The sequence below is a fragment of the Streptomyces sp. NPDC006602 genome (assembly GCF_042870385.1).
In the GTDB taxonomy this organism is placed as follows: domain Bacteria; phylum Actinomycetota; class Actinomycetes; order Streptomycetales; family Streptomycetaceae; genus Streptomyces.
Window position 1 is genome coordinate 698,487 of the sequence record NZ_JBIAHG010000001.1, and the last position, 20,248, is coordinate 718,734.

The 20,248-nt window shown below is 67.8% G+C and carries 12 protein-coding genes, 1 other RNA gene and 5 pseudogenes; 8 read left to right on the top strand and 10 right to left on the bottom strand.

Annotated features, from left to right (window positions below):
• Window positions 1-258: 258 nt before the first annotated feature.
• The gene (locus tag ACFYO2_RS03205; RefSeq protein WP_388343261.1) at window positions 259-525 is read right to left on the bottom strand and encodes a hypothetical protein; all 267 of its coding nucleotides are present in this window, start codon (window positions 523-525) and stop codon (window positions 259-261) included.
• Between the two features lie 38 nt (window positions 526-563).
• On the opposite strand from ACFYO2_RS03205, the gene ACFYO2_RS03210 reads away from it, so the two are divergent.
• From ACFYO2_RS03210 to ACFYO2_RS03220, 3 genes and pseudogenes are all read left to right on the top strand, one after another.
• Window positions 564-704 carry a hypothetical protein gene (locus ACFYO2_RS03210; protein ID WP_388343967.1) on the top strand — a complete coding sequence of 47 codons (141 nt, stop codon included), beginning with the start codon at window positions 564-566 and terminating at the stop codon, window positions 702-704.
• 186 nt (window positions 705-890) lie between these two features.
• A complete protein-coding gene (locus ACFYO2_RS03215; RefSeq protein WP_388343970.1) occupies window positions 891-1,271 on the top strand; it encodes a Fic/DOC family protein in 381 nt (126 codons plus the stop codon).
• 426 nt (window positions 1,272-1,697) lie between these two features.
• Window positions 1,698-1,802: pseudogene (locus tag ACFYO2_RS03220) on the top strand (YdeI/OmpD-associated family protein); the annotation flags it as partial.
• Between the two features lie 184 nt (window positions 1,803-1,986).
• Here the strand turns inward: ACFYO2_RS03220 and ACFYO2_RS03225 are convergent.
• Together ACFYO2_RS03225 and ACFYO2_RS03230 are read right to left on the bottom strand one after the other, a co-directional pair.
• Window positions 1,987-2,373: a hypothetical protein gene (locus ACFYO2_RS03225; RefSeq protein WP_388343264.1), complete on the bottom strand. Its 387-nt coding sequence runs from the start codon at window positions 2,371-2,373 to the stop codon at window positions 1,987-1,989.
• 118 nt (window positions 2,374-2,491) lie between these two features.
• A complete protein-coding gene (locus ACFYO2_RS03230; protein WP_388343973.1) occupies window positions 2,492-11,191 on the bottom strand; it encodes a DNRLRE domain-containing protein in 8,700 nt (2,899 codons plus the stop codon).
• 282 nt (window positions 11,192-11,473) lie between these two features.
• Between ACFYO2_RS03230 and ACFYO2_RS03235 the strand changes: the two genes are divergently transcribed.
• From ACFYO2_RS03235 to ACFYO2_RS03245, 3 genes and pseudogenes are all read left to right on the top strand, one after another.
• Window positions 11,474-11,941, top strand: a complete 468-nt coding sequence (locus ACFYO2_RS03235; RefSeq protein ID WP_388343267.1) for a hypothetical protein — start codon at window positions 11,474-11,476, stop codon at window positions 11,939-11,941.
• Between the two features lie 214 nt (window positions 11,942-12,155).
• Window positions 12,156-12,554 (top strand): hypothetical protein, encoded by a 399-nt coding sequence (locus ACFYO2_RS03240; protein WP_388343271.1) that lies wholly within the window; start codon window positions 12,156-12,158, stop codon window positions 12,552-12,554.
• Window positions 12,555-12,677: 123 nt separating this feature from the next.
• A pseudogene (locus ACFYO2_RS03245) lies at window positions 12,678-13,064 on the top strand (L,D-transpeptidase family protein); the annotation flags it as partial.
• Window positions 13,065-13,519: 455 nt separating this feature from the next.
• On the opposite strand, the pseudogene ACFYO2_RS03250 reads toward ACFYO2_RS03245, so the two are convergent.
• The 6 genes and pseudogenes from ACFYO2_RS03250 to ACFYO2_RS03275 all read right to left on the bottom strand — a co-directional run.
• Window positions 13,520-13,756: pseudogene (locus ACFYO2_RS03250) on the bottom strand (transposase); the annotation flags it as partial.
• A gap of 252 nt (window positions 13,757-14,008) precedes the next feature.
• Window positions 14,009-14,377: pseudogene (locus tag ACFYO2_RS03255) on the bottom strand (DUF2637 domain-containing protein); the annotation flags it as partial.
• A 148-nt stretch (window positions 14,378-14,525) separates the two neighbouring features.
• An RNA gene (gene rnpB, locus ACFYO2_RS03260) (RNase P RNA component class A) lies at window positions 14,526-14,933 on the bottom strand.
• Between the two features lie 115 nt (window positions 14,934-15,048).
• Window positions 15,049-15,831: pseudogene (locus tag ACFYO2_RS03265) on the bottom strand (DMT family transporter); the annotation flags it as partial.
• A gap of 18 nt (window positions 15,832-15,849) precedes the next feature.
• Window positions 15,850-16,683, bottom strand: a complete 834-nt coding sequence (locus ACFYO2_RS03270; RefSeq protein WP_388343273.1) for an AraC family transcriptional regulator — start codon at window positions 16,681-16,683, stop codon at window positions 15,850-15,852.
• 41 nt (window positions 16,684-16,724) lie between these two features.
• A complete protein-coding gene (locus ACFYO2_RS03275) occupies window positions 16,725-17,303 on the bottom strand; it encodes a Uma2 family endonuclease (protein ID WP_388343276.1) in 579 nt (192 codons plus the stop codon).
• A 163-nt stretch (window positions 17,304-17,466) separates the two neighbouring features.
• Here ACFYO2_RS03275 and ACFYO2_RS03280 point away from each other — a divergent pair, with 163 nt between their 5' ends.
• Both ACFYO2_RS03280 and ACFYO2_RS03285 read left to right on the top strand, forming a co-directional pair.
• Window positions 17,467-18,231 carry a MerR family transcriptional regulator gene (locus ACFYO2_RS03280; protein ID WP_388343279.1) on the top strand — a complete coding sequence of 255 codons (765 nt, stop codon included), beginning with the start codon at window positions 17,467-17,469 and terminating at the stop codon, window positions 18,229-18,231.
• Entirely contained in the window at window positions 18,228-18,845 is a 618-nt protein-coding gene (locus ACFYO2_RS03285; RefSeq protein ID WP_388343282.1) for a hypothetical protein, read from the top strand. The genes ACFYO2_RS03280 and ACFYO2_RS03285 overlap by 4 nt, the downstream gene beginning before the upstream one ends.
• Here the strand turns inward: ACFYO2_RS03285 and ACFYO2_RS03290 are convergent.
• Complete coding sequence (locus tag ACFYO2_RS03290; protein WP_388343285.1) at window positions 18,784-20,235, bottom strand: RNB domain-containing ribonuclease; 1,452 nt, start codon at window positions 20,233-20,235, stop codon at window positions 18,784-18,786. The two genes, ACFYO2_RS03285 and ACFYO2_RS03290, sit on opposite strands and share 62 nt — an antisense overlap.
• Between the last annotated feature and the right edge of the window lie 13 nt (window positions 20,236-20,248).

The following is a 20,248-nucleotide window of genomic DNA, read 5'->3' on the forward strand; positions in this document are numbered from 1 at the left end:
TGTCGAGGAGCTCGCGATAGCGAGGCATTTCGAGCCCCCCAGAAGTCGCAGGCATGACAGATGCGGGCGACTCGGCGGGAGAAGTTGCAGACATGACGAGCGGCGGACGAGTCGGGCTGTACGCCGGGGCGAATCACCGAAACGCTATGACCTGCGTAAACGTGCAAGGAGGGCGCTTCCGTGGCTACCTCGATGGCTACGTAAGGAGGCGCCCCCGCGCCGGAGCGGCCCGGACGGGGGCTTCGTCGTTCTCGGAGTTCAGACGGTCTGCTCGATGCACTCGAAGATGTCCGAGTCCGTCTCCTGCTGCCAGGTCGTCCGTCCAGCTTCTTGCCGATGACTCCCGAGTTCGGCCGGTCGGCCAGACCAAGCACCGTCTCCGCGTAGTGCGATAGCAGGCCCCCGTTCCTCGGGGAGGCGGGAACCGTCGAAGCGGAGCCAGCCGCCGTTGTGGGAGTGGCCGTCGAGGGAGTGCACCTTCTCGGCTTCGTCGAGGGCCCGGGCGCAGCCGTCGATGTCGCCCATGGCCGCGCACACCTGCAGATGCTGGGGCCACCGGCTCCATCGAGGCCGAGGGGCTCCACGCCTCCGAGGCATCCGACCACGACACCGAGGCGTACGTGAAGGGCGACCTCGACGCGGACACCCTTGTCGCCCGCGCGATCGCCCGCCACCGACAGACTTCGGAGCGGCGGGCAGGGTGAACGATCCGTACGCCATGCCCAACGGGATGCTGCGCAACAAGCTCGGCATCACCGACCATCAGCTGCTCGCGGCAGCGGAGGCGAACATCACCCGGGCGCGCCTCGTCATGCTCGCCGAACGCCCCCCTACCCGGCGCGTACGACCTCGGCCACCTCCAAGCGTTCCATGCCGCGATCTTCGGTGACATCTATCCGTGGGCAGGCGAGTTACGCAGCGTGAACATCGCCAAGCGCACACCGTTCTGTCCGGCGAGAAACCTGGTGCCCTACGCCGGAGAGGTCTTCGGTCGTCTCGCCTCCTCCGGTCATCTGCGGGATCTCCCCCGGCAGGAATTCGTCATCCAACTCGCCGCGCTGTACGGCGACATGAACGTCCTCCCTCCGTTCCGCGAGGGCAACGGCCGTGCCCAGCGGGCGTTTCTGGCCCAACTCGGCCACGATGTGGGATACGACCTGAACTGGTCGGGCATAGGCCCCCAGCGCAACGAGGACGCCTCGGTGAAGAGCTTCCTCGGTGACAACAATCTGTTGGAGCAGCTACTCGACGAGCTGGTCACCGCGAGTTGACGCCCGTCACTCCGGCTGCCGCGCAAGGTGAGTTCGCGGAAGGTCGCGACCCACGCCGCGTGATGGAGCTACGGCTTCAGGAGACGGTGCGCCGGGGCGGGTTCCTCGCCCTGACCGTCAGGGCCATCGAACTGCCCAGCACGGCACAGCGCCTCGCCACCCACTTCGACGTGCTGCCGGTCGACGTGGACGAGCTGTTCCTGACCGCCCTGCGCGTGCTGGCCGACGAGCAGCAGGTGAAGTGGGAAGCCCTGCTGAAGGCGGACGCCAAATTCGCCACCACGGGCCGGATCAGCGCCGCGCTGGCTTCGTACACCCGGCTCGCCGCCGAGCGCGTCGCCGCCCGGTGCACGACACTCGCCACGAAGGCGGGCCCTCGTACGGTGCTCCTGGCGCACCGGGCCTCGCTCGCAGCCCGCTACTGGGAACCGCTACGCGATCCCGTACCGGATCCAAGACGCCAAGAAGGCCGAGACCCGGGCGCGCCGGATCGAAAAGTACGTGGCGAAGGGTGAGAAGCTGCACCCGTAGTCACGGAGAGGGACCGTGGCCGTGTGCTGCCCTGACTCCCGGCGCCTGCGGCCCCGGCAGCAGCCACCAACCGCCGTCGCTGCGTAACGAAACCCTCGCCGGGTAGGCGCGCGGCCAGATTGGTCACTGGCCATGTCCACACCCGGCCAAAGATCATTACGGGACGGCCCTTCGTCTGGTCGCGTCAGCCAGCAAAGAACTCCGGATTGCGCTGGACAAGCGACGCGAGTGACAGCTTGAGCACCATCGCGGCGTCCCTCACCTCCCGCCAGGTTTCCCCATTGTTGACCTCTGCTCGCGTATAGGAACGGGGATCCTCGTCGATGACGTCGGCGAGTGACAGAATGCGACGGAAAATCGCCTCCTCCTCATCGCGAAGGTCACCGCTCTCTTTCATGTCCTCAATGAGACCTTCATAGCCCTGCAGATCTTCGAACAACTCCCCGAGTGCAGCCAGCGGGTCAGGGAAGTTGCGCCACTCCAGATAACGGACCTGGAAAGCGGGTTCCGCCGACATCACATCGAGCAGTCGCATCAGGTTCAAAAACCTCTGCACGGTCAGACTGTACATGGCACTTCCTCGTCGTCTGTCAATAAGCCGCACGGCAGCGAAGGACCGCAACAGCCCCGGCCCGCCGGGGCATTCTAATGCCCCGGCGGGCACGGGCCCACATCACGCGCACCTAGGTTCAGGCGCAGTTTCCGGACGTCGGATTACATATTGATCCGTCATCGTTTACGCCGATGTACTCGGAGTATCCGGGCTCCGATTGCTGCGGGAACAGCCAGGAATTCTGGATCTGCACGGCATTCCAGAACCCGTACTTGTACGCCAGGACACCGAAGTCCGCCGCCTGCAGTACGCCAAGCGCTCCAGATGCCATGTTGATACGCGGCTTCGGGATGGACGGCGAAGACCTCTGGATCGTCCCCAGGTTCTTCTCGAGTGGATCACTCTCGACCCATACCCTTGAATCCGGAGCGCTCAGATGTTCCGAACGGCCGCCACCCACCTGGTTGACTCGCCATCCGGTACCGTGGCGTCCCCCGGGCTGCCACTTGATCATCCCGTTTCCGATGACCTCCTTTTCGCCGCCAGTTCGGGTCTTCTTCGTTATGTACTGCTGGAACTTGAAGCCGGTTTGACGCTGCCCCTTGGTGGGAGCTTCGATTTTCCACCCGTCAGACAACACTCCGTCCCAGCGGGAAAAGAATTCCTCCGGCGTCATTCCCTTGAGCATGTCCGGATTGTTCAGGACGCTCTGGAGCGAGAAGCTCCCCTTCGCCGGAATCTGCGAGTCTGTAAGGGCTGCCATGGGCGGGTGCCAATCTGTGGCGCCCCCATTGACGCAGACCAGGAGAATCAGAGGACAGCTCGAGGTGGACCCGCCGGTGCTGCCCGAGTCGCTGGAGCTGGAGGAGGTGTGGGATGTGTCGAGCCAGTCACAGACGTCGCGTGGGCAGTGCCCGTCGAGTTCTATGAAACTCGTGGGGTTGCCACCGCCGAAGGCGTATCGATTGCCCGTGAATGGGTCCGCGCCGAGGTCCATGTCTGCCAGCGCCCCGACGTACATGTCCCGAGTCGTAAAGCGGTTCAGGCCGGGGTTGTAGTCGCGGAAACCCATGTCGTAGGTGCCGGACTGGGCGTCCCAGCGTTTGGCGTTGTAGCGGTAGGGGTTGTAGGCCTCCTTCGTCGGATCGGCGGCGTCGGGCTTGTCGACGCCGGTGAACTCGGAGGTGTCGTCGGAGCCGTAGGCGGTGTAGCCGTATGTCGCCTTCGTGTCGCCGTTCTTGTCGGTCAGCGTTTCGACGTCGGTGTGACTGTCGTAGCCGTAGTAGCCGTCCTCGGTCGTGCCGTCGCTGTTGTGCTTGACCTGCGACAGGCGCTCGCCCCACGGGCTGTACTGGTACGACTTGGTCAGCGTGCCGGCGACCTTCTCGTCCAGGACCTCGTTCGAAAGGCCCAGGTACTCGAAGTCCGTCGTCTTGCCGTCCGCGGTCTTCGAGGTGGTGCGGTCGAGCGGGTCGAAGGTGTACGTGGTGGTCTTCATCGCACCCGAGGAGTCCATCTTCTGGGACTCGACGATGTGGTCGAAGCCGTCGTACACGCTCCGGGAGATTATTTTTCCGTCGGACGCCGACGTCACCGATTCCTGGCGGCCGAACGGGTCGTAGTTGTACTTGGCAGTGGCGCCACCGACAGTGGCGCTCAGCAGCCGGTTGCGGTCGTAGTTGTAGGTGGTTGTGGTGTTGTTGACCGTCTGGCTGATGACGTTGGCGTTGTCGTCGTGGACGTACTTCTCCGTGTTCGAGCCGTTGCCTGACTTCACCGCCTCCTTCAGCCGGTCGGCCGGGTCGTAGGTGTAGTCCGTCGTCGAGGAGAGGTACGCCGAGTGGTCGTCGGCGTTCATCTTCTTCGCCACGTCCTGCGCCTTGTTGCCGTTGGGGTCGTAGGCGTAGGTGTGCGAGTCGACGAGTGTGCCGTTGGGCTTCTTCTCCGTTGTCGACTTCAGCGCCGCGTCCAGGTAGTACGTGTAGTCGACCGTGTTGCCGTTGGCCTTGGTCTCCTGGAGTTTCTGGCCGCGGTCGGTGTACGTGTAGGACGTAACCTTCGGTGACGCGTCCGTGGCGCTCTTGCCGACCGAGACCGTCTTCACCAGCTCACGCAGGTCGTACGTGTACTTGGAGAACTGGTCCGGGTGTGTGACCGTGTCCGGCTGGCCGTCCGCGTCGTAGGTGTACGACGTGGACTTCTTCTCCGTGCCGGACAGCGACTCGGTCACCTTCTGGATCTGGTTGAGGCCCGTGTAGGTGATCGCGTACGCGTCGATCTTGGCGGTCGACGAGGTGTCGTCGATCGACGTGAGGTTGCCGTTGAGGTCGTAGGAGTAGGCGAAGTTTGCTTTCTCCGTGTCAGCCGGGTCGCCGCTGGTGTCCCGGACGAGCTTCACACCGTCCGCGACGACCACGCCGCCGCTGTTCTGGAACAGCTGCAGTTTGGCCGCGTTGCCCTGCTTGAAGGAGTAGGAGCCCAGCGAGACCCAGGTGCTCTGGTTCGCGGTGGCGTTCTGGTCGATCGTCTTGTCGACCGTCCCGGTCGCATGGGTGAGCGTGTACTTCGCCGTCGTCGCGGCGCCCGTCACCTTCGGGAACTTCACATACGCCGTGTATGTGCCGTCCTTGGGGATGTTGAGCGTCCACGTGAAGGCGTCGGTGCCCGTGCCCGCGGTGTGGGTCTCGTGGTTGTAGCCCTGCTGGCCGGCGATGTCGCCCTTGGTCCAGGTGCCGGTCTTGGCGGTGTTCTGGGTGTCCGAGTTGTCCACCAGGACGACCGACTTGCCCACCGGGACACCGTCGTCCGACCGGGACTTCAGCGAGCCGTCAGGGTAGAACGACCACGTCATCGTGCGGTCCGAGGAGCCGCCCGCCGAGGTCAGGGTCCGCTTGGTCTGCTGACCCAGGTCGTTGTAGTCGTAGGTCGTCGCGATGTCCCACGGGTCCGTCGACGACTTCACCCAGCCGTTGTCGAAATAGCTGTAGGTGGTGTCGTTGCGGACCGTCTCGCCGTCCGACGGCGGCAGCGAGGTCTTCGCCACCCGGCCCACCTTGTCGTAGGTGGTCTCCGTGTAGACGTTGGGGTTGTTGTAGCGGGTGTCCGCCGGGTCGTACGGCTGGTACTGCTTGACCGGGCGGTTCAGCGCGTCGTACTCGGTACGGGCGGTGAAGGCGGTGGTCGTACCGGCCGCGACGGCACGCGGGGTGATCACCTTGGTGGTGTTGCCGACCTGGTCGTACTCGTACTTCGTCGTGCGGTACGTGATGGTCGACGTGCCGTCGCGCGGGGCCTTGACCTCGGTCTGCTTGCCGCGCTCGTCGTAGGTGATGAGCGTGGTGTTGTTCTCGGCGTCCGTGGCCGAGGTGACCAGGCCGTCCTTGTCGTAGCCCTTCTTCGTCGTCTTGCCGGCCGCATCCGTGACGACCGTGACCCGGTGGTCCAGGTCGTAGTCGGTCTTGGCGGTGTAGTCGGTCGTGTCGGCCGTCGCGTTCTTCTTCGGGTCGATGACCTTGGTGACGTTGCCGACGTTGTCGTACTCGTACGAGACCTTGTCGGTGTTCGCGTTGACCACGGACGTGAGCTGGTAGATCTCGTCGTAGTTGTTCGTCGTGACGTAGTCGGTCGCATCCGTCGTCGTCGCCGTGCCCTTGGGCTCGGTCGTCGTCTTCAGGTCGCCAGCCTTGTCGTACGTGTACGACGTGGTGCGCGGGGCGGTCTGGTTGTTCGCCGGGGCGGTCGCCGAACTGACCTCGTCCGCGTTGTCGTACACCGCTGTGGAGACCGCGCCGTTCGGCGACGTCGACTTGGTGACGTTGTCGTTGGCGTCGTACTCCGGTGCCGGAGTGGTGATCACGACGCCTGTGTCCTTGGGCACGGCGTTGACCAGCGGACGGCCGAAGGTGTCGTACGTCTGCGTGGTGACCTTCTGGTTGGCGTCGGTGACCTGGGTGACCTGGCCGCGCTCGTCGTAGGCGAACGTCGTCGCGTTCGACTTGGCGTCGGTGATCGTGTTCGGGTAACCGGTCGGTTGGAAGCCGCTGTACGTCGTCGGATTGCCGTTGGCGTCCGTTGCCTTGATCAGCTCACCGTACGCGTCGTAGTCGTACTTCGTGGTGTAGTCGTCCGGCACCGTCGTGGTCGCGATGCCCTTCGGGTCCGTGACCGTCTTGACGTTGCCGAAGCTGTCGTACCCGAACTGCCAGACGCGGCCCCCAGGCGACGTCTTGCGGAACAGATCCGCCGAGTAGCCGTCCGCCCGCGTCTGGTACTCGTACTTCGCCGCGTTCGCCGGCCACTTGGTGGTGTCGGAGACGCAGGTGGCCGTCTGGTCCGGCACGCCCGACTTGTTGTTCTCCGCGTCGCGCTGCCAAAGCGGGTAGCCCGTCTTCTGGTCGTAGCAGTACGCGGTCTTGGCGCCGTTGTCCTCCTCCAGGTAGGTGACGTTGTTGTCGGCGTCCCAGCTCATCTTCGTGGTCTGGGACTTGGCGTTGGTCGTCTGGACCGGGCGGCCGAAGTCGTCCAGGACGTACTTCGTGGCGTGCGACTCGGCGTCGGTCACCGTGGTGTCGGTGAACTTGGTGTTCGCCGTGTCGGCCGTGTACGCGAAGCCCGTGTCACCGCCGAGACGATCGGTGATCGTCTTCGTCCACCAGTGGTACTTCGGATCGTCACCTGTCTGCGGCGCGTAGTACACCAGCTTGGTGTCGTGGCCCCGCGGGTCGGTGGCCGTCACCAGCTTGACGTTCTTGTTGCCCTGGGTGGCGTCGTAGGTGAACTTGAAGACCTTCGGCTGGGACGAGCCGTCACCGTCGGTGAACCGGCCCAGCAGACCCTGGACCGTGTAGGAGAAGGCGACCTTGCGACCGGAGATGTCCGTGATGGACTTCACGTGGTCGTAGATGTCCGGGTCGGTCAGGTTGGTGCCGGTGACCTTGGCGCCCGTGCCGTCAATGTAGTCGTACGACGCGTCGCCCTTCTTGTAGTAGTCGACCGTCAGCGACTGACGCCCGGCCGGGTCGGTGATGTAGGCGAGGAACTTCGCCGCCTTGCCCTGGGTCTTGTGCTGCTCGTAGGTATAGGTCTGCGTGTTGCCGTTCTTGTCGACGGCGGACGTCAGATAACCGTCGCAGCCGAAGTAGAACCGCGTGCCGTCCGGGCGCAGCAGCGTCCACGCGTCCGGCACCGGGTCCTTGTCCGGCGTGCAGTCCAGTCCCGCCTTCATGGTGATGCGGTAGTGCACGCCCGCCGGGGCCTTCCAGCTTCCGTCGGCCTGTTTGGTGAAGACGTGGGTGGTGCCGTCACCGTCGGGCAGACGGATCTCCGTCGCGTTCGCAACCGGGTTGGGGTGGAAGTCCAGTGCCGCACCGAGCCGGATGGGCCCGCTCAGCTGTGCCGACCAGCCCGCACCCGCGCCGCCTGTTGTGTTGTCGGTGTCCAGCGAGTTGTACGCGAACCGCGCGAACGTTGTCAGCCCACGCCCTGGGTTGCTGAACGCGTTGTACGACCACACGGTGTTGCCGGAGGCGAGGTTGTTCATCACCGTCGAGCCGGCGCCCGTGTTCTTACCTGTGTAGCTGTAGAACTTCTCCAGGCCCAGCGCGTTGGAGGTGGGGTCTTCCACCGCCACGTTCTGCTTCAGCGGCTGGATCGAAGTGTTCGTCGCCGACAGCCAGCTGCCGTCGGAGACCTTCTTGACGTCCCAGCCCAGCACGTATTGGGTGCGCTTGCTGCCCGAGTCCGAGTTGATCGGTGTGTTGACCTGCGCCTGTATGGTCGCCGACTGGCCCGGGTTCAGCGCCGGGATCGCCGTGGAGGCCTGGTTGCCGCCGGTCGTCACGTCCGTGCCGTCCGGGAGCTTCCAGGTGTACGACAGGACCCGCTCACCGCTCGCCCAGGCGCTCGATGTGGTGTTGGTGACCGTGAAGTTGACCGTGTACGTCGAGTTGGGGGTCATGCGGGCCGGGGTGGTCGGCGCGTAGTACGTGTCGTCCGTGGTGGAGTCGACGTAGATGACCCGCAGCAGCGGGCCGAGCTGCGGGTCGGCGGCCTCCGAGGCCAGGAACAGGGTGCGCTCCTGGGGACCGGTGGAGGTCTCGTCCTTCAGCTTGACCAGCGCGCCGTGGTTGGACGTCGGGGTCTTGGTCCAGCCCTGGGTCAGGGACGTGGCGTCCCACCAGTGGCGGCCCACCTCCGACACCGAACCGACGGTGTCCGAGACCGTGCCGGAGTAGTCACCGCCCGCCGTGGTCCACGCGGTGGTGGAGGTGGCGTTGTTCCAGGTGGCCTGCGTTTCGTTGAAGTCCTTGTTCAGGCCGTGGAGTTCGTAGATGGCGCCGTTGGTGCCGGTGGTGGTCTCCGCGCCCCACATGAACAGGCGCGACTCCAGCACCGTGGCGGTGGTCGGGATGGCGGCGGTGTCGAACTTCATCGCCGCACGGGCCTTGCCGTAGGTGGTGGAGTTGTTGCCCACCTCCAGCCACTTCTGGCCGACGCCGAACGAGGCGATGGTGTCCTCGTTCGTGGTCGGCTGCCCGGAGGACAACGTCGTGTCCGTCACCCCGGTGGTGCCCTGGACCAGCCGCATGGTGCGGCCCGCCTTCGGGACGCCGACGATGCGGGTCGGTGAGCCCAACAGCTGGCCGTCCTTGGTCTTCACCGCCAGCTGGTAGTAGTACGACCGGCCGATCTCCACCGAGGAGGAGTCCGGGGTCGGGGTCGCGGTGGTGTCCGTGTACGCCGTGACCGCCTTGTCGACCGGCGCCACCAGGGTGGCCGCGGACGGCGTGAACACCTGCTGCGTGGAGCGGTGCAGCTGGTACTCGGCGATGTCCAGACCGCTGTCACCGGTGGTGTTGGAGTACGCCTTCCACGACAGCTCCGGACCCGTGCCGTGCACCACAGTCGGCGAGTTCAGCGTCGTGCCGACCTTGCCGTAGGTGACCGTCAGGCGCGGGATGGTCGACGTCTCGCCACCGTAGTCGCCGTCACCGGACTCGTAGCGCGGGCCGCCGGTCGGGGCGGTGGACGACTCGTCCGTGGCCTTCAGGATGAAGCCGTTGTTGGCGTTGGTGCCGCTGACCCACTGCTGGACGGTGTCGGTCACCGGGAACTTGTGCCACTGGTTGTACTCGCCGGTGTTCTTCACGATCGACGCCGGGTTCACCCAGCGCACCGCGTCCGCGACGACCGCGGTGGACGTCGAGGCCGGGCCGTCGCCCAGGACGACCTTGCCCGTCGTACCGGCGGAGAAGTTGATCTGCGAGCCGCCGTTCAGGGACGACCACACGCCGCCCGTGCCCGACTGCTGGTTGACCGTGTAGGTGGCCGTGGGGTCCTTGGACGTGACCGTGTACGGCGCGTTCGACGCCCGGTCCGCGCCCGCCACGTAGTGCGCGTCCACCCGGTACGAAGCCGTCTCCGGGAGCTTCGGCTGCCAGGTGTAGGCGTCCCCGGCCACCGAGTCCTTGTTGGAGCGGTAGTCGGAGCCGATCCCGGACGAGGACGACGTCGTCGGCCAGGTGCCGACGGACGCCGTGGTGCCCGTGTCCCCGTCGTCCACCTGCACGCTGGTGCCGGACAGCTCACCGACGTACGAGCTGGTGCTGTTCCAGGTCGCCGACGTCTCGTCCCACGCCCCGGTCGCCCGGTAGGCGCCGATGGTGACATCGTTGGCGTTGGTGGTGTGCGCCTGGTCGAAGTACATCTCCAGGCGCGCCGAGTCGACCTTCGTGCCCGAGGGGATCTCACTCAGCGGGAACTTGATCAGCGAGCGGGCGATGCCCGTGTCGGTCTTGCCCGCCGACAGCTTCCAGGTGGTGTTGAAGTTCGTCGACGCCTGGTCCGAGAGGACCATCGTGTCCTGGGAGTCGGTCGGCGAGGGCGCGATGGTGATCGTCGGGTCGATGACCACCGGGTACTGGCGCCCCTTGGCCGCCAGCCACTTCGCGTCCGGAGCGACCGTCAGCTTCCAGGACGTGCCGTCCCGGGTGAGCTTCTGAGTGACCTTGGTGCTGTAGGTCTTCCCGAAGACCGACTTGTCGGCCTTCTTCGCGTCCGTCATGTACGGTGCGGGGATGACGAGTTCGGGCGTGTGCGGCAGTTCGCCGTACAGGGCGATCGAGCCGTCCTTGCGGGCCTTCGGGGTGAGGCCGTCGGTGTCCAGCGTGAAGGTGAACTTCAGCGGGGAGTCCGGGCGCTTCGCGAGGGTGATGTTCTCCTTCACCCGGCCCGGACCGACGGCGTACTGCAGGTCGGCGCCCTGTGCCGCGTCCTTGTACGTGACGGTCGAGCCCTTGGCCGTCGGCTTCAGGTCGCGGCTCGCGCCGTCCAGGCCCAGGGTAACCGAGCGACCGTCCGGCGACTGGAAGCGGACCAGCCTGTCACTGTCCCCGCCGAACCAACTGCGGCCGTTGTTCGTCGTGTTGGCGAACTCGTAGCCCTTGGTCTCCGACTCCCGGACCGAGGTGTCGATGGACTTCCAGGACTTGGTCTTCGTGTCCCGGTAGGAGGTCGGCAGCGCGGAGAGCTCCGCCTCGACGCGGCCGTCGGAGAGCTCCCAGAAGCGAGCGGTCGAAGTGCGCCTGCTCTTCAACTCCTTGACCCGGTGGGCTTTCGGAGCGTTCTTCCCCTTCGGCAGTTTCTGCCGGTCGGCCACCCCCAGTTCATCATGTGATGGGGGTTTGTCCAATTCCCTGCTACTGTCCGAGTCGTCATCCGCGAACCAGCTCTTGACGGTGTCGACAATCCCTTTTCCGCCACCGTCATCGGCGGACGCGGCATAGGCGGCCTGGGGCAGCGCGGTACTCGTCACCGCAGCCACCACAAGGCACGCCATAAACCTGCCCAGTCTGGGTCTCACGCCAAACCTTTCCTCGTACGTCACGGACCAAACATGCCGCCCCAAACCGGCCTCACCTGCATAGAGGAGAGGCCACAGGCAGCGGCCCGGATTCTTATTCATTCCGGTGACGTGGTGTCAAGTGTCAAGACTTAGCGGACAGTTGACCTCAAACAGGGGCAGCCGAGTGTCCGATATTTCCGCTCGCTGGCCATCGACGAACGGCATCGTGTATAAGCACCCGACGGACAATGTTCTGAATGTCGAGGGGGTTCGCCTATGAGCACCAAAACCCAGGAACTCGAAGCGGCGGAAACGGATATCGAAAAACTGAGAAAACCGACCGGCGACCACACCGCGCTCCTCATCGCCGGCGCCGCCCTGGCCGCCTGCGGCGGCCTCGTCCTCTACGGCGTGCTCAACCCGGGCGAGGGCGACAAAAAACCGGAACACCGCACCCCCACCGCCGCGGTGACGTACGAAGTGACAGGCAAGGGCACCGCCGACATCACCTACCAGGCCCGCAGCACTTCAGGAGAGGCCGTCGTCGTCACGGCGGCCACCCTGCCATGGCGCAAGACGGTCAACGTCCCGCTCGGCAAGGACCCGGTCGTCAGCATCGTCCTCGGCGAGAAGGGCGGCCAGGCCCGCTGCGCCCTAGCCATCCGCGGCAAGCACGTCCAAAGCGCCACCGCCACCGGCACGTTCGGCCGCGCCACCTGCTCGGGCACCCTGCCCCGAACGTGAGCAGTCCCGTTGGGGCGACTTGCTCCTGACGGCCCCCTTTATGGCTTTGGTTGACGCTGGTTTGGCCACGTTACAACCCAGGGCCGGTTCCACGTGGCATCTCCCAGGCCGTGCGGCACGCGTCCGCACGGTCCCGCCGCCGCGCCATGACACGCGGCGAGCCTCGCCACCGTGGCCACCTCACCCGACCCGCCCCCTCTGCAAGGGGCTCAGCGTGCGCGCTGTCCCCCGCCAGGTCCTGATCGCCACCGCCACCCTCGGTGTGCTGGCGGTGACGTCCGCCTGTGGCGGGCCCGACGACCGACAGGCGGCGGCCGCGGACTCGGTCGAGGTGCCCCCAACGCCGGAGGGGAGGCTTACCGGTGCCTCCGGCTCCGCGTCGCCCAGTGCCTCCGCATCCGTCAGTCCGTCCGCCTCACACCACGGTTCGGCGTCGGACCCGGCGTCCACCTCCGCGTCGGTCGGTGCCGCGAAGGAGACCAGCGGCTCGGACAGCGCCGCAGGGAGCGGATCCGGCGGCGCGGACGCGGCCCCCGCCGCGCCCGACTTCCCGGTGCCGGTCGAGGTGGGCGACGCCACCCAGCTGATCACCGTGAAGGCCAGCGGCTCCTAGGCCACCGTCACCGCCTGGGCCAAGCAATCCTCAGGCTGGAAGGCGCAGTTCAGCACCGCCGCGGCCCGCGTCGGGTCCAACGGGGCGACCCGCCGGCAGGCCACCTACACCACCCCCACCGGCACCTACACGATCACCGAGGGCTTCGGCGTCGAGGCGGGCGGCACCGCCATGCCGTACCACGTCGTCACGGGCGACGACTGGTGGGTGGAGGACCCCGAGTCGAAGTTCTACAACTCCATGCACGGCGAGCAGGTAGCGGACTTCCCGCTCACCGAGGCCGGCGACCGCGGCAGCGAGCACCTGGTCAACTACCCCACGCAGTACGCCAAGGCGCTCGTCATCAACTTCAACCGGTGGCCCGCCACTCCCGGCCGCGGCGCCGGTATCTTCCTCCACGTCAACGGCAGCGGTGCCACGGCGGGCTGCGTCTCCGTGCCCCGGGCCACCATGGACCGGATCATGGGCTGGATCACCCCGTCCGCCCACCCCCGCATCGCCATCGGCTGACCCGCATCCCCGGGACCTGCCACCGCGCTGGGCATCACGGCGGGACGCATGGGGCTGCTGAACCGGGTGCGGGCGATGCCCGGCCCGTCGTACGACACACCCCGCACGTCGACGACCCGGTGCGTCTCCCCGTCGGGCCCGGGTGCGAACCGCGGCTGTCACTCTCTCCGTGATCAGGCCGGGGCAGCCTCTCAACTGGACCGGGAGATGCGGGCATTGCGAGCGCTCCCGCGCGATTGCGGGCGAGCGTCTTCGGCGTTCGCGGGCCATCTGGCGGTCTTCGCCTGTGGCCCGGCGGTTCTCGTACATCGATATCTCGTCTCGGGAGCCGGACGGGGGCATGGTTCGCCGATGAGGGTCGGAGCTCGCTGCGTCGCAGTGGACATGCAGATCGCGGCAGCAGAGTGCGAGGGGAACGACGGACACGGTGCGGCGCGCGGTGTAGATGGGCGGGGGTTGCCGGGGCGGACCTTGGTGGTTCTGGTGCGGCCGGCGGACTCGTGGTGGCCGGGGCAGACACCCGCCCAGGAGGCGAGATGTTTGGCGGAGGTGAACCGGCTCATGTCGCCGCCGGTCTCCGCGATGATCACCTCGGCGACTGCCTGGTTGAGCCCGGGGATGGTGTCGAGCAGGTCGAGGGCTGGGCGAAAGGGGGCCATCGCCTCCTCGATCCGCGCGGTGAGCCGGTCGATCGCACACTGGTCCAGATAAGCCGGGCCAGGAACGCGTGCCTTCCGCAGGGTCTCAGCCGATGCGGGCCTCTGATGCACTTCCCGATGCCGGGCATCAATCGTGTGAGCCCGCGCCAGCAACGGATCCTCGACTACGTTCCGGCGCCTACTTTTCCCGGTACCGCTCCCCCCTCCCAGGTCGTCAGCAGCCTCCACGATCCGGTCAACCGGCCGGTGCACCAAAAGCTCCACCGACAACAGCAGCGCCACCGGAGGCCACCCCGCGACCAGCACCGGCTTCCATGCCAGAGCCGGCGCCGCCGCGATGTTCGCGGCCAGCGAGACCACGATCCCCAGCAGAAACGCCGACCACACGGAGCCCCGCGCCCGGCGTGAGCTGGATCCAGGGGGCTTCAGCAGGCCGACCGTGGCCAGGAGCAGGAGGCCGTCCACGGACAGCGGCCACAACGACGCGCTGATCTCGTCCGCCCCACCCTGCAGCGCGAACTCCCGCTGGTGAACATACGACGCGTAGGCAGCGACCCCGGCCACGATCAGAGCGCAGAGAGGCCGGATCCACGCATCCAGATCGAAACCCCGGCTCCCCGCAGTTCCCTCCTGAGGCCCGGTGACATCACTCATCGAGTCCACCGCCCGGCACCCCGTCCCAGTGCACAACGCGTGCACACTTCCACGGGAACTCCCAGGAACTCCCAGGTAGAAGCGGGATGTGCCCAGACACGACAAAGGGCCCCGACCGGGCCATAAGACCAGGTCAGAGCCCCGATGGCAGACGAGTCGGGCTGTACGCCGGGTTCTGTCGCCCAGTCGCCTCGCGGCGGCCGGGGAGACGGCCATCCATCTAGGGCCGGCGTTGCCGCCGGCCTCGTGCGGTCTACCCGCGGACTCGGGCGGGCAGCCCTCGAACGTCCGCGCAGAGCCGCTTTTTACGGCGGCTCCTTTTGACCTTGCTCCGGGTGGGGTTTACCTAGCTGCCCAGGTCGCCCTGGGCACTGGTGGTCTCTTACACCACCGTTTCACCCTTACCGAGGGCCTTGCGGTCCCCGGCGGTTTGTTTTCTGTGGCACTTTCCCGCGGGTCACCCCGGGTGGCCGTTAGCCATCACCCTGCCCTGTGGAGCCCGGACGTTCCTCGGGAAGCCCCTTGAGGGACTTCACGCGGCCGTCCGCCCGACTCGTCTGCCGTGTCGACCATGTTACCGGGCGGGTGCCGGGGGACGGACCAGAGGCCGTCGCCAGTACCGAGCCCGCCAGGATCAGCGTGAACGCCGCCACGATGCCCGCCGTCAGCCGCTCGTCCAGGAAGATCGCGCCCGCTGCCACCGCTACCGCCGGATTGACGTAGGTGAAGACCGTCGCCCTGGTCGGGCCCGCCTCCTTGATCAGCTCCAGGAAGGCCACGAAGGCGACCGCGGTGCAGACCGCACCCAGGGCGGCCAGCGCGGCCAGGACCTCGCCGGAGGGCAGCTCGGCCGGCCAGGTCACGGCCGCCGCGGGGGCGTAGACCAGGGCCGCGAGGACCAGGCAGGGGGCGATGAGCTGGAGAGTCGGGATGTTCTTCAGGTAGCGCGCGGCGATCAGGGGGGCCGTTGCGTAGCCGATCACCGTCACCAACACCTCGGCCAGGGAGCGGGCATCCCCGCCCGTCAGGTGCGGGACCGTGAGGACTCCGACGCCGGCCAGGCCCAGGCCCAGGCCGGTCATCCGGCGTATCCCCAAGCGCTCCGTGTCGCCGAAGGAGCGGGCCAGGGCCACTCCTACGATCGGGACGCCGGCGATGAGGAGGCCCGCCGTGGAGCTGGACAGGTGGCGTTCCGCGTCGGTCAGGGTCCACCAGGGGCCGATGATCTCGATGCACGCGAAGGCCAGCATCGGGCGCCAGTGGGTCCGAACGGTGGCGGGCAGGCCGCCCTGCCGTATCGCGAAGGGCATCAGCAGTACGGCGCCCAGCGCGCAGCGGGTGAACACCACCATCGATGGGGAGAGCGGGGCGTCCACCGCCACCTTGATCAGCAGGTAGGGGATGCCCCAGACCACTCCCATCAGGGAGAACAAGAACCAGCCGCGTGCAGTCATGCGGCCATGTTCGCCACGTCAGCGGCGGCCGTCTTGAACGCTGTTGCGGTACGCCGCCGGGGTGACCCCGAGGACCCGCCGGAACCAGCGGGTCAGGTGCGCCTGGTCGGCGAAGCCCACCAGGCTCGCGACCTCGGCCGGCTTCAGTCCGGAGTCCAGCAGTCCGCGGGCCCGGTGCACCCGGTGCTGCGCCAGCCAGGCGTACGGGGGTATCCCCATCGTCGTACGGAAGGCTCGGAGGAGTTGGTAGCGGGACAGGCCCAGCTCGTCGGCGAGAAGGGCGAGGGAGGGGGGCTCCAGGAGCTCGTCGGCGAGGCGGTCGCGTACCGCGTGGGCGATGTGGGCGGCACCGGGAACCGTGTCGCTTGCCGCGCGGGCCGTGGAGTGGCGGCGGGCGAGGGCCGTCAGTAGCCACGGGAGGCGGGACTCGGCCTCCAACGGGTCGGGGCAGGCGCTGAGTTCGGTGTGGGCGCGGCGGAGCGCGGTGGCGAGTTCGGGGTCGTCGAGGAGCGGCTCGCGGAAGTACGGGAGGCCGCCGCCGAGGCTGCCTTCGGTGAGGAGGGCGGGGTCGGGGTACAGGGCGCGGTAGGCGTAGCCGCCGTCGGAGGCTGCGGGGCGGCCGGTGTGCATTTCGCCGGGGGCCAGTACGACGATGGAGCCCGGGCCGGGGCGGAGGTGGTCGCCCCGGTAGTCGATGACCTCGGAGCCGCCGACGCAGACGCCGATGGTGAACTGCTCGTGCGTGTGCGAGGCGTAGACGTGTCGGTCGAAGCGGGCGGTGAGCAGGTCGAGCGGGGGGCCGCAGCGGCCGAGGCGTGCCCTGGTCCACAGTGCCTGTTCTCTTACGCCCACCTCGCACCCCCTTCTGCTCTGAGGGTGTAACGCCGGGCGGCTCAGAGAAAATCCGTCGTTTCCAGCTCGAAGGCGAAGGGGTCGGGGAGGGCAAGGGGTTTACCGAAGGGGAGGGTGCAGTGCTGGCGGTAGTCGTCCTTCTCCGGATCGCTGAAGAGCGTGACCTGGGAGGTGTCGCGGTCGGCCAGCAGGTAGAGAGGGATGCCGCCGCGGGCGTAGCAGCGGCGTTTGGCCTCGCGGTCGGCCTGGGGCTTGGTGGACGTCACCTCCAATACCATGGCGACGCCGTCGCAGGGCATCCAGGGATCGGCGCCCCGGTAGAGCCTCAGCTCCCTGGGCGCGAAGGTACCGTCGGGGATCACATGGTTCTTGGGGCAGCCGCCTCCACTCGGTAGCTTCAGCCCCTTGTTCCCGGAGAACTGCATACGGATTCGCGACTTCCTGATCACCTCGTCCACGATCAGGCCGATGTAGTCCTCGTGATCCCCGTCCGGCGGCGGCGTCACAACGATCTCCCCTTCGATCAGCTCCGCCCGGAAGCCCTCCGGGGTGTCCAAGGCGAGGAACCCCTCCAGCAGGACCTCTTCCTGCGTGAGCGGCTCATGGGCCATGGCAGTCATGTCACGCCCCTCCTTCGGTCGCTCGCCAGACTGGGGCATCGGCTGATCACCTGTCCGTGAGATCGGGAACCGTTCCCTCGATCGTGGCACAGGACCGCCGCCCACGTCAGGCACCGGCCCGCGTCCTTGACCCTGCCGCAGCGTCAGCGTTTGTACTGGTCCCATGCGGATCGGAGAACTCGCCGCGGCCGTGGGCGTCACGACGCGGACCGTGCGGCACTACCACCACCTGGGCCTGCTGCCGGAGCCCGAGCGGCTCGGCAACGGCTATCGGGACTACACGCTGCGGCATGCCGTCGTGCTCGCCCGGATCCGGCGGCTGACCGAACTGGGGCTGGGGCTCGCAGAGGTGCGGGACGTGCTCGCCGAGGACGCGGGGAAGGATCTCGTGGAGGTGCTCACCGAGCTCGACGAGGACCTTGCTCGGCAGGAGGCGGCGATCCGGGAGCAGCGAGCCCGGCTGCGCGGTCTCATCCAGCAGGGCTCGCTGCCCGCCGAAGGCCCTGTCTCGCCCGAGCTCGCTGCGCTGTTCAGCGCGGTGGGGCAGGTGTCCGACTCGCCCATGGCCGCCAAGGACCGCGAGATCCTCGCGCTGATCGACACCTCGGCGACTCCGGAGGCGCGGGAGCAGCTGATCGGGCTGGTCGGCAGCGCCTTCGCCACCCCGGACGGGGCCGAGCGGGCGCATGCCGCCTACGCGCTGCTCGACGCGCTCGCCGACGCCGACCCGGCCGACCCACGAGTGGACGAGGCCGCCCGCGCCCTCGCCGACTGCCTGCCCCGCGAACTGATGCCGACGGCCGGCATCGATCCGGACGACAGTTTCCTGCGCGCCCTTTACGCGGACTTCGCGCCCGCGCAGGCCGAGGCGATCCGACGGACGCTCCGGATCCTGACCGAGGGGGAGAAAGAGGGGGACAAAAGATGAGGACCGCGCGCGTGCTCGTCCTGCACGAGCTGCGCATGCTCGCGAGTCTTGCCCTGTGGGCGGCGAGAAGAACCCACGGCACCGCTGACGGCGGGCGGGCCTTCGGGTACGCCCGCGGGCAGGGCGCGACGATGTTCGGGTTCGCGTTCGTGTGCGTGGTCGAGACGCTGACGATGTCCGTGCTGCTGCGTGACTACCCGGCCGTGCACCGGGTGGTGCTGGTACTGGACGTGTACACCGTCTTCTTCGTCGTCGCGCTGCACGCCGCGAACGTGGTCCGTCCGCATGTGCTGGAGGCCGGCTCGTTGCGGATCCGCCGGGCCGTGCATGTGGATCTACGCATACCGCTGGAGAAGATCTCGGTGGTACGCCGTGAGCTGCGGGCCACCCCCCAGCGCGCCGACGGCGAACTCGACCTCGCCGTGGGCGCGCAGACCTCCGTCACGCTCGCACTCCGCGAGCCTGTACCGCACTTGACCTTCCTCGGCCGGAACCGCGACATCCACCTCGTCCGCTTCCACGCCGACGAAGCCGATGACCTCGTGCGAGCGATCAGGCAGGCGCGAAGAGCACTTTCGTGCCCTGGGCGCCCGCTCCCGGATCCGCCTGCGTGAGCCGTACCCGCAGCCGCTCCCCCAGCGGCAGCGGGGCTCCGTCGCCCTCGATGCGGGCGATGATCGCCGGGGACTCCAACTGCACGGTTCCGATGGTGGGTTGGTGCTCCTCGATGTCCACCACGCAGCCGTCGAACACCTCCCCCACCCGGTCCTTGAGCAGCGCGGCCTCGACGATGTCGACGCACCCGCGCTCTACGGCCCCTGCGCGCCGACCCCCGTCGGCCATCTCCTTGCGCAGCACGTCGAGCGAGGCGAGCACCCAGCCGGGCGGGGCGTGGCCGGCAACGGTCGCCAGGCAGATCTCCGACGTGTACCGGTCGACGAGGCGGCGCAAGGGGGCCGTGCAGTGGGCGTAGGGGGCGGCGACGGCGGCGTGCGTGGTGATGTCCGGCAGCGCACCGTCCCGGAAGGGTGTGTAGCCGGCGCCGCGCAGGAGGGTCGTGCACTCCTGGAGGAAGGCGGCGTGGTGCGGGCTGTCCGGGTCCAGGGAGCGGACGAGCTGGGCGTACGAGACGTGGTGCGGCCAGTCGATGTGCAGGGCGTGGGCGGTGCGGCGGAGGCGGCCGACGGCGCCGTCGGGGGCGGCGGGGAGGGTGCGGAGGATTCCCGTGCCGTTCGCGATCATCAGGTCCGCCGCCGCCATCCCGGTGAGCAGGGAGATCTGCGCGTTCCAGCCGTCGGCGGGGAGCGGGGCGCGGAACGTCAGCTCGTACGTGTGGTCCCGGTCGACGATCTCCTGCTCGGGCACGTTGAGCGAGATCCCGCCGCGCGCGACCTCCAGCGCCTCCCTGAGCTCGCCGATCTCCTTGAGGAGCGCGAGCGGCTCCTCGGCCGTGCCGGAGTCGATCCGCTTCTGTACGCCCGCGTAGTCGAGCTTGGCCCGGCTGCGGACGAGGGCCCGGCGGACGTCGACGGCGAGCGTACGGCCGTCCGCGTCGAGGTCGATCGTCCACAGCGCGGCCGGGCGGACCTGGCCGGGGAGGAGGCTGGCGGCGCCCTCGCCGAGCACGGGCGGGTGCAGCGGCACGTTCTCGTCGGGGAAGTAGAGCGTGGTCACCCGACGGTGGGCCTCCGCGTCCAGGGCACCGCCTGGTACGACGAAGGCGGCGACGTCGGCGATGGCGTACCGGACGCGGTAGCCGGTGCCCTGCCGGGACAGGTGCATCGCCTGGTCCAGGTCGATGGAGGCGGGCGGGTCGATGGTGAACAGGGGGAGGTCGGTGGCGTCGTACGAAGGCAGGGCGGGTGCCTTCGCCGACTGCTCGGCCTCGGCGAGCACCTCGGGCGGGAAGCTCTCGGGCACGCCGAGCTCGGTGCGCAGTGCGGTGAGGGCGGCCCGGAGGGGGGCTTCGGGGGCGCCGGACACGCGGATGTGGCGGCGGGGCATACAGCGAGCGTAG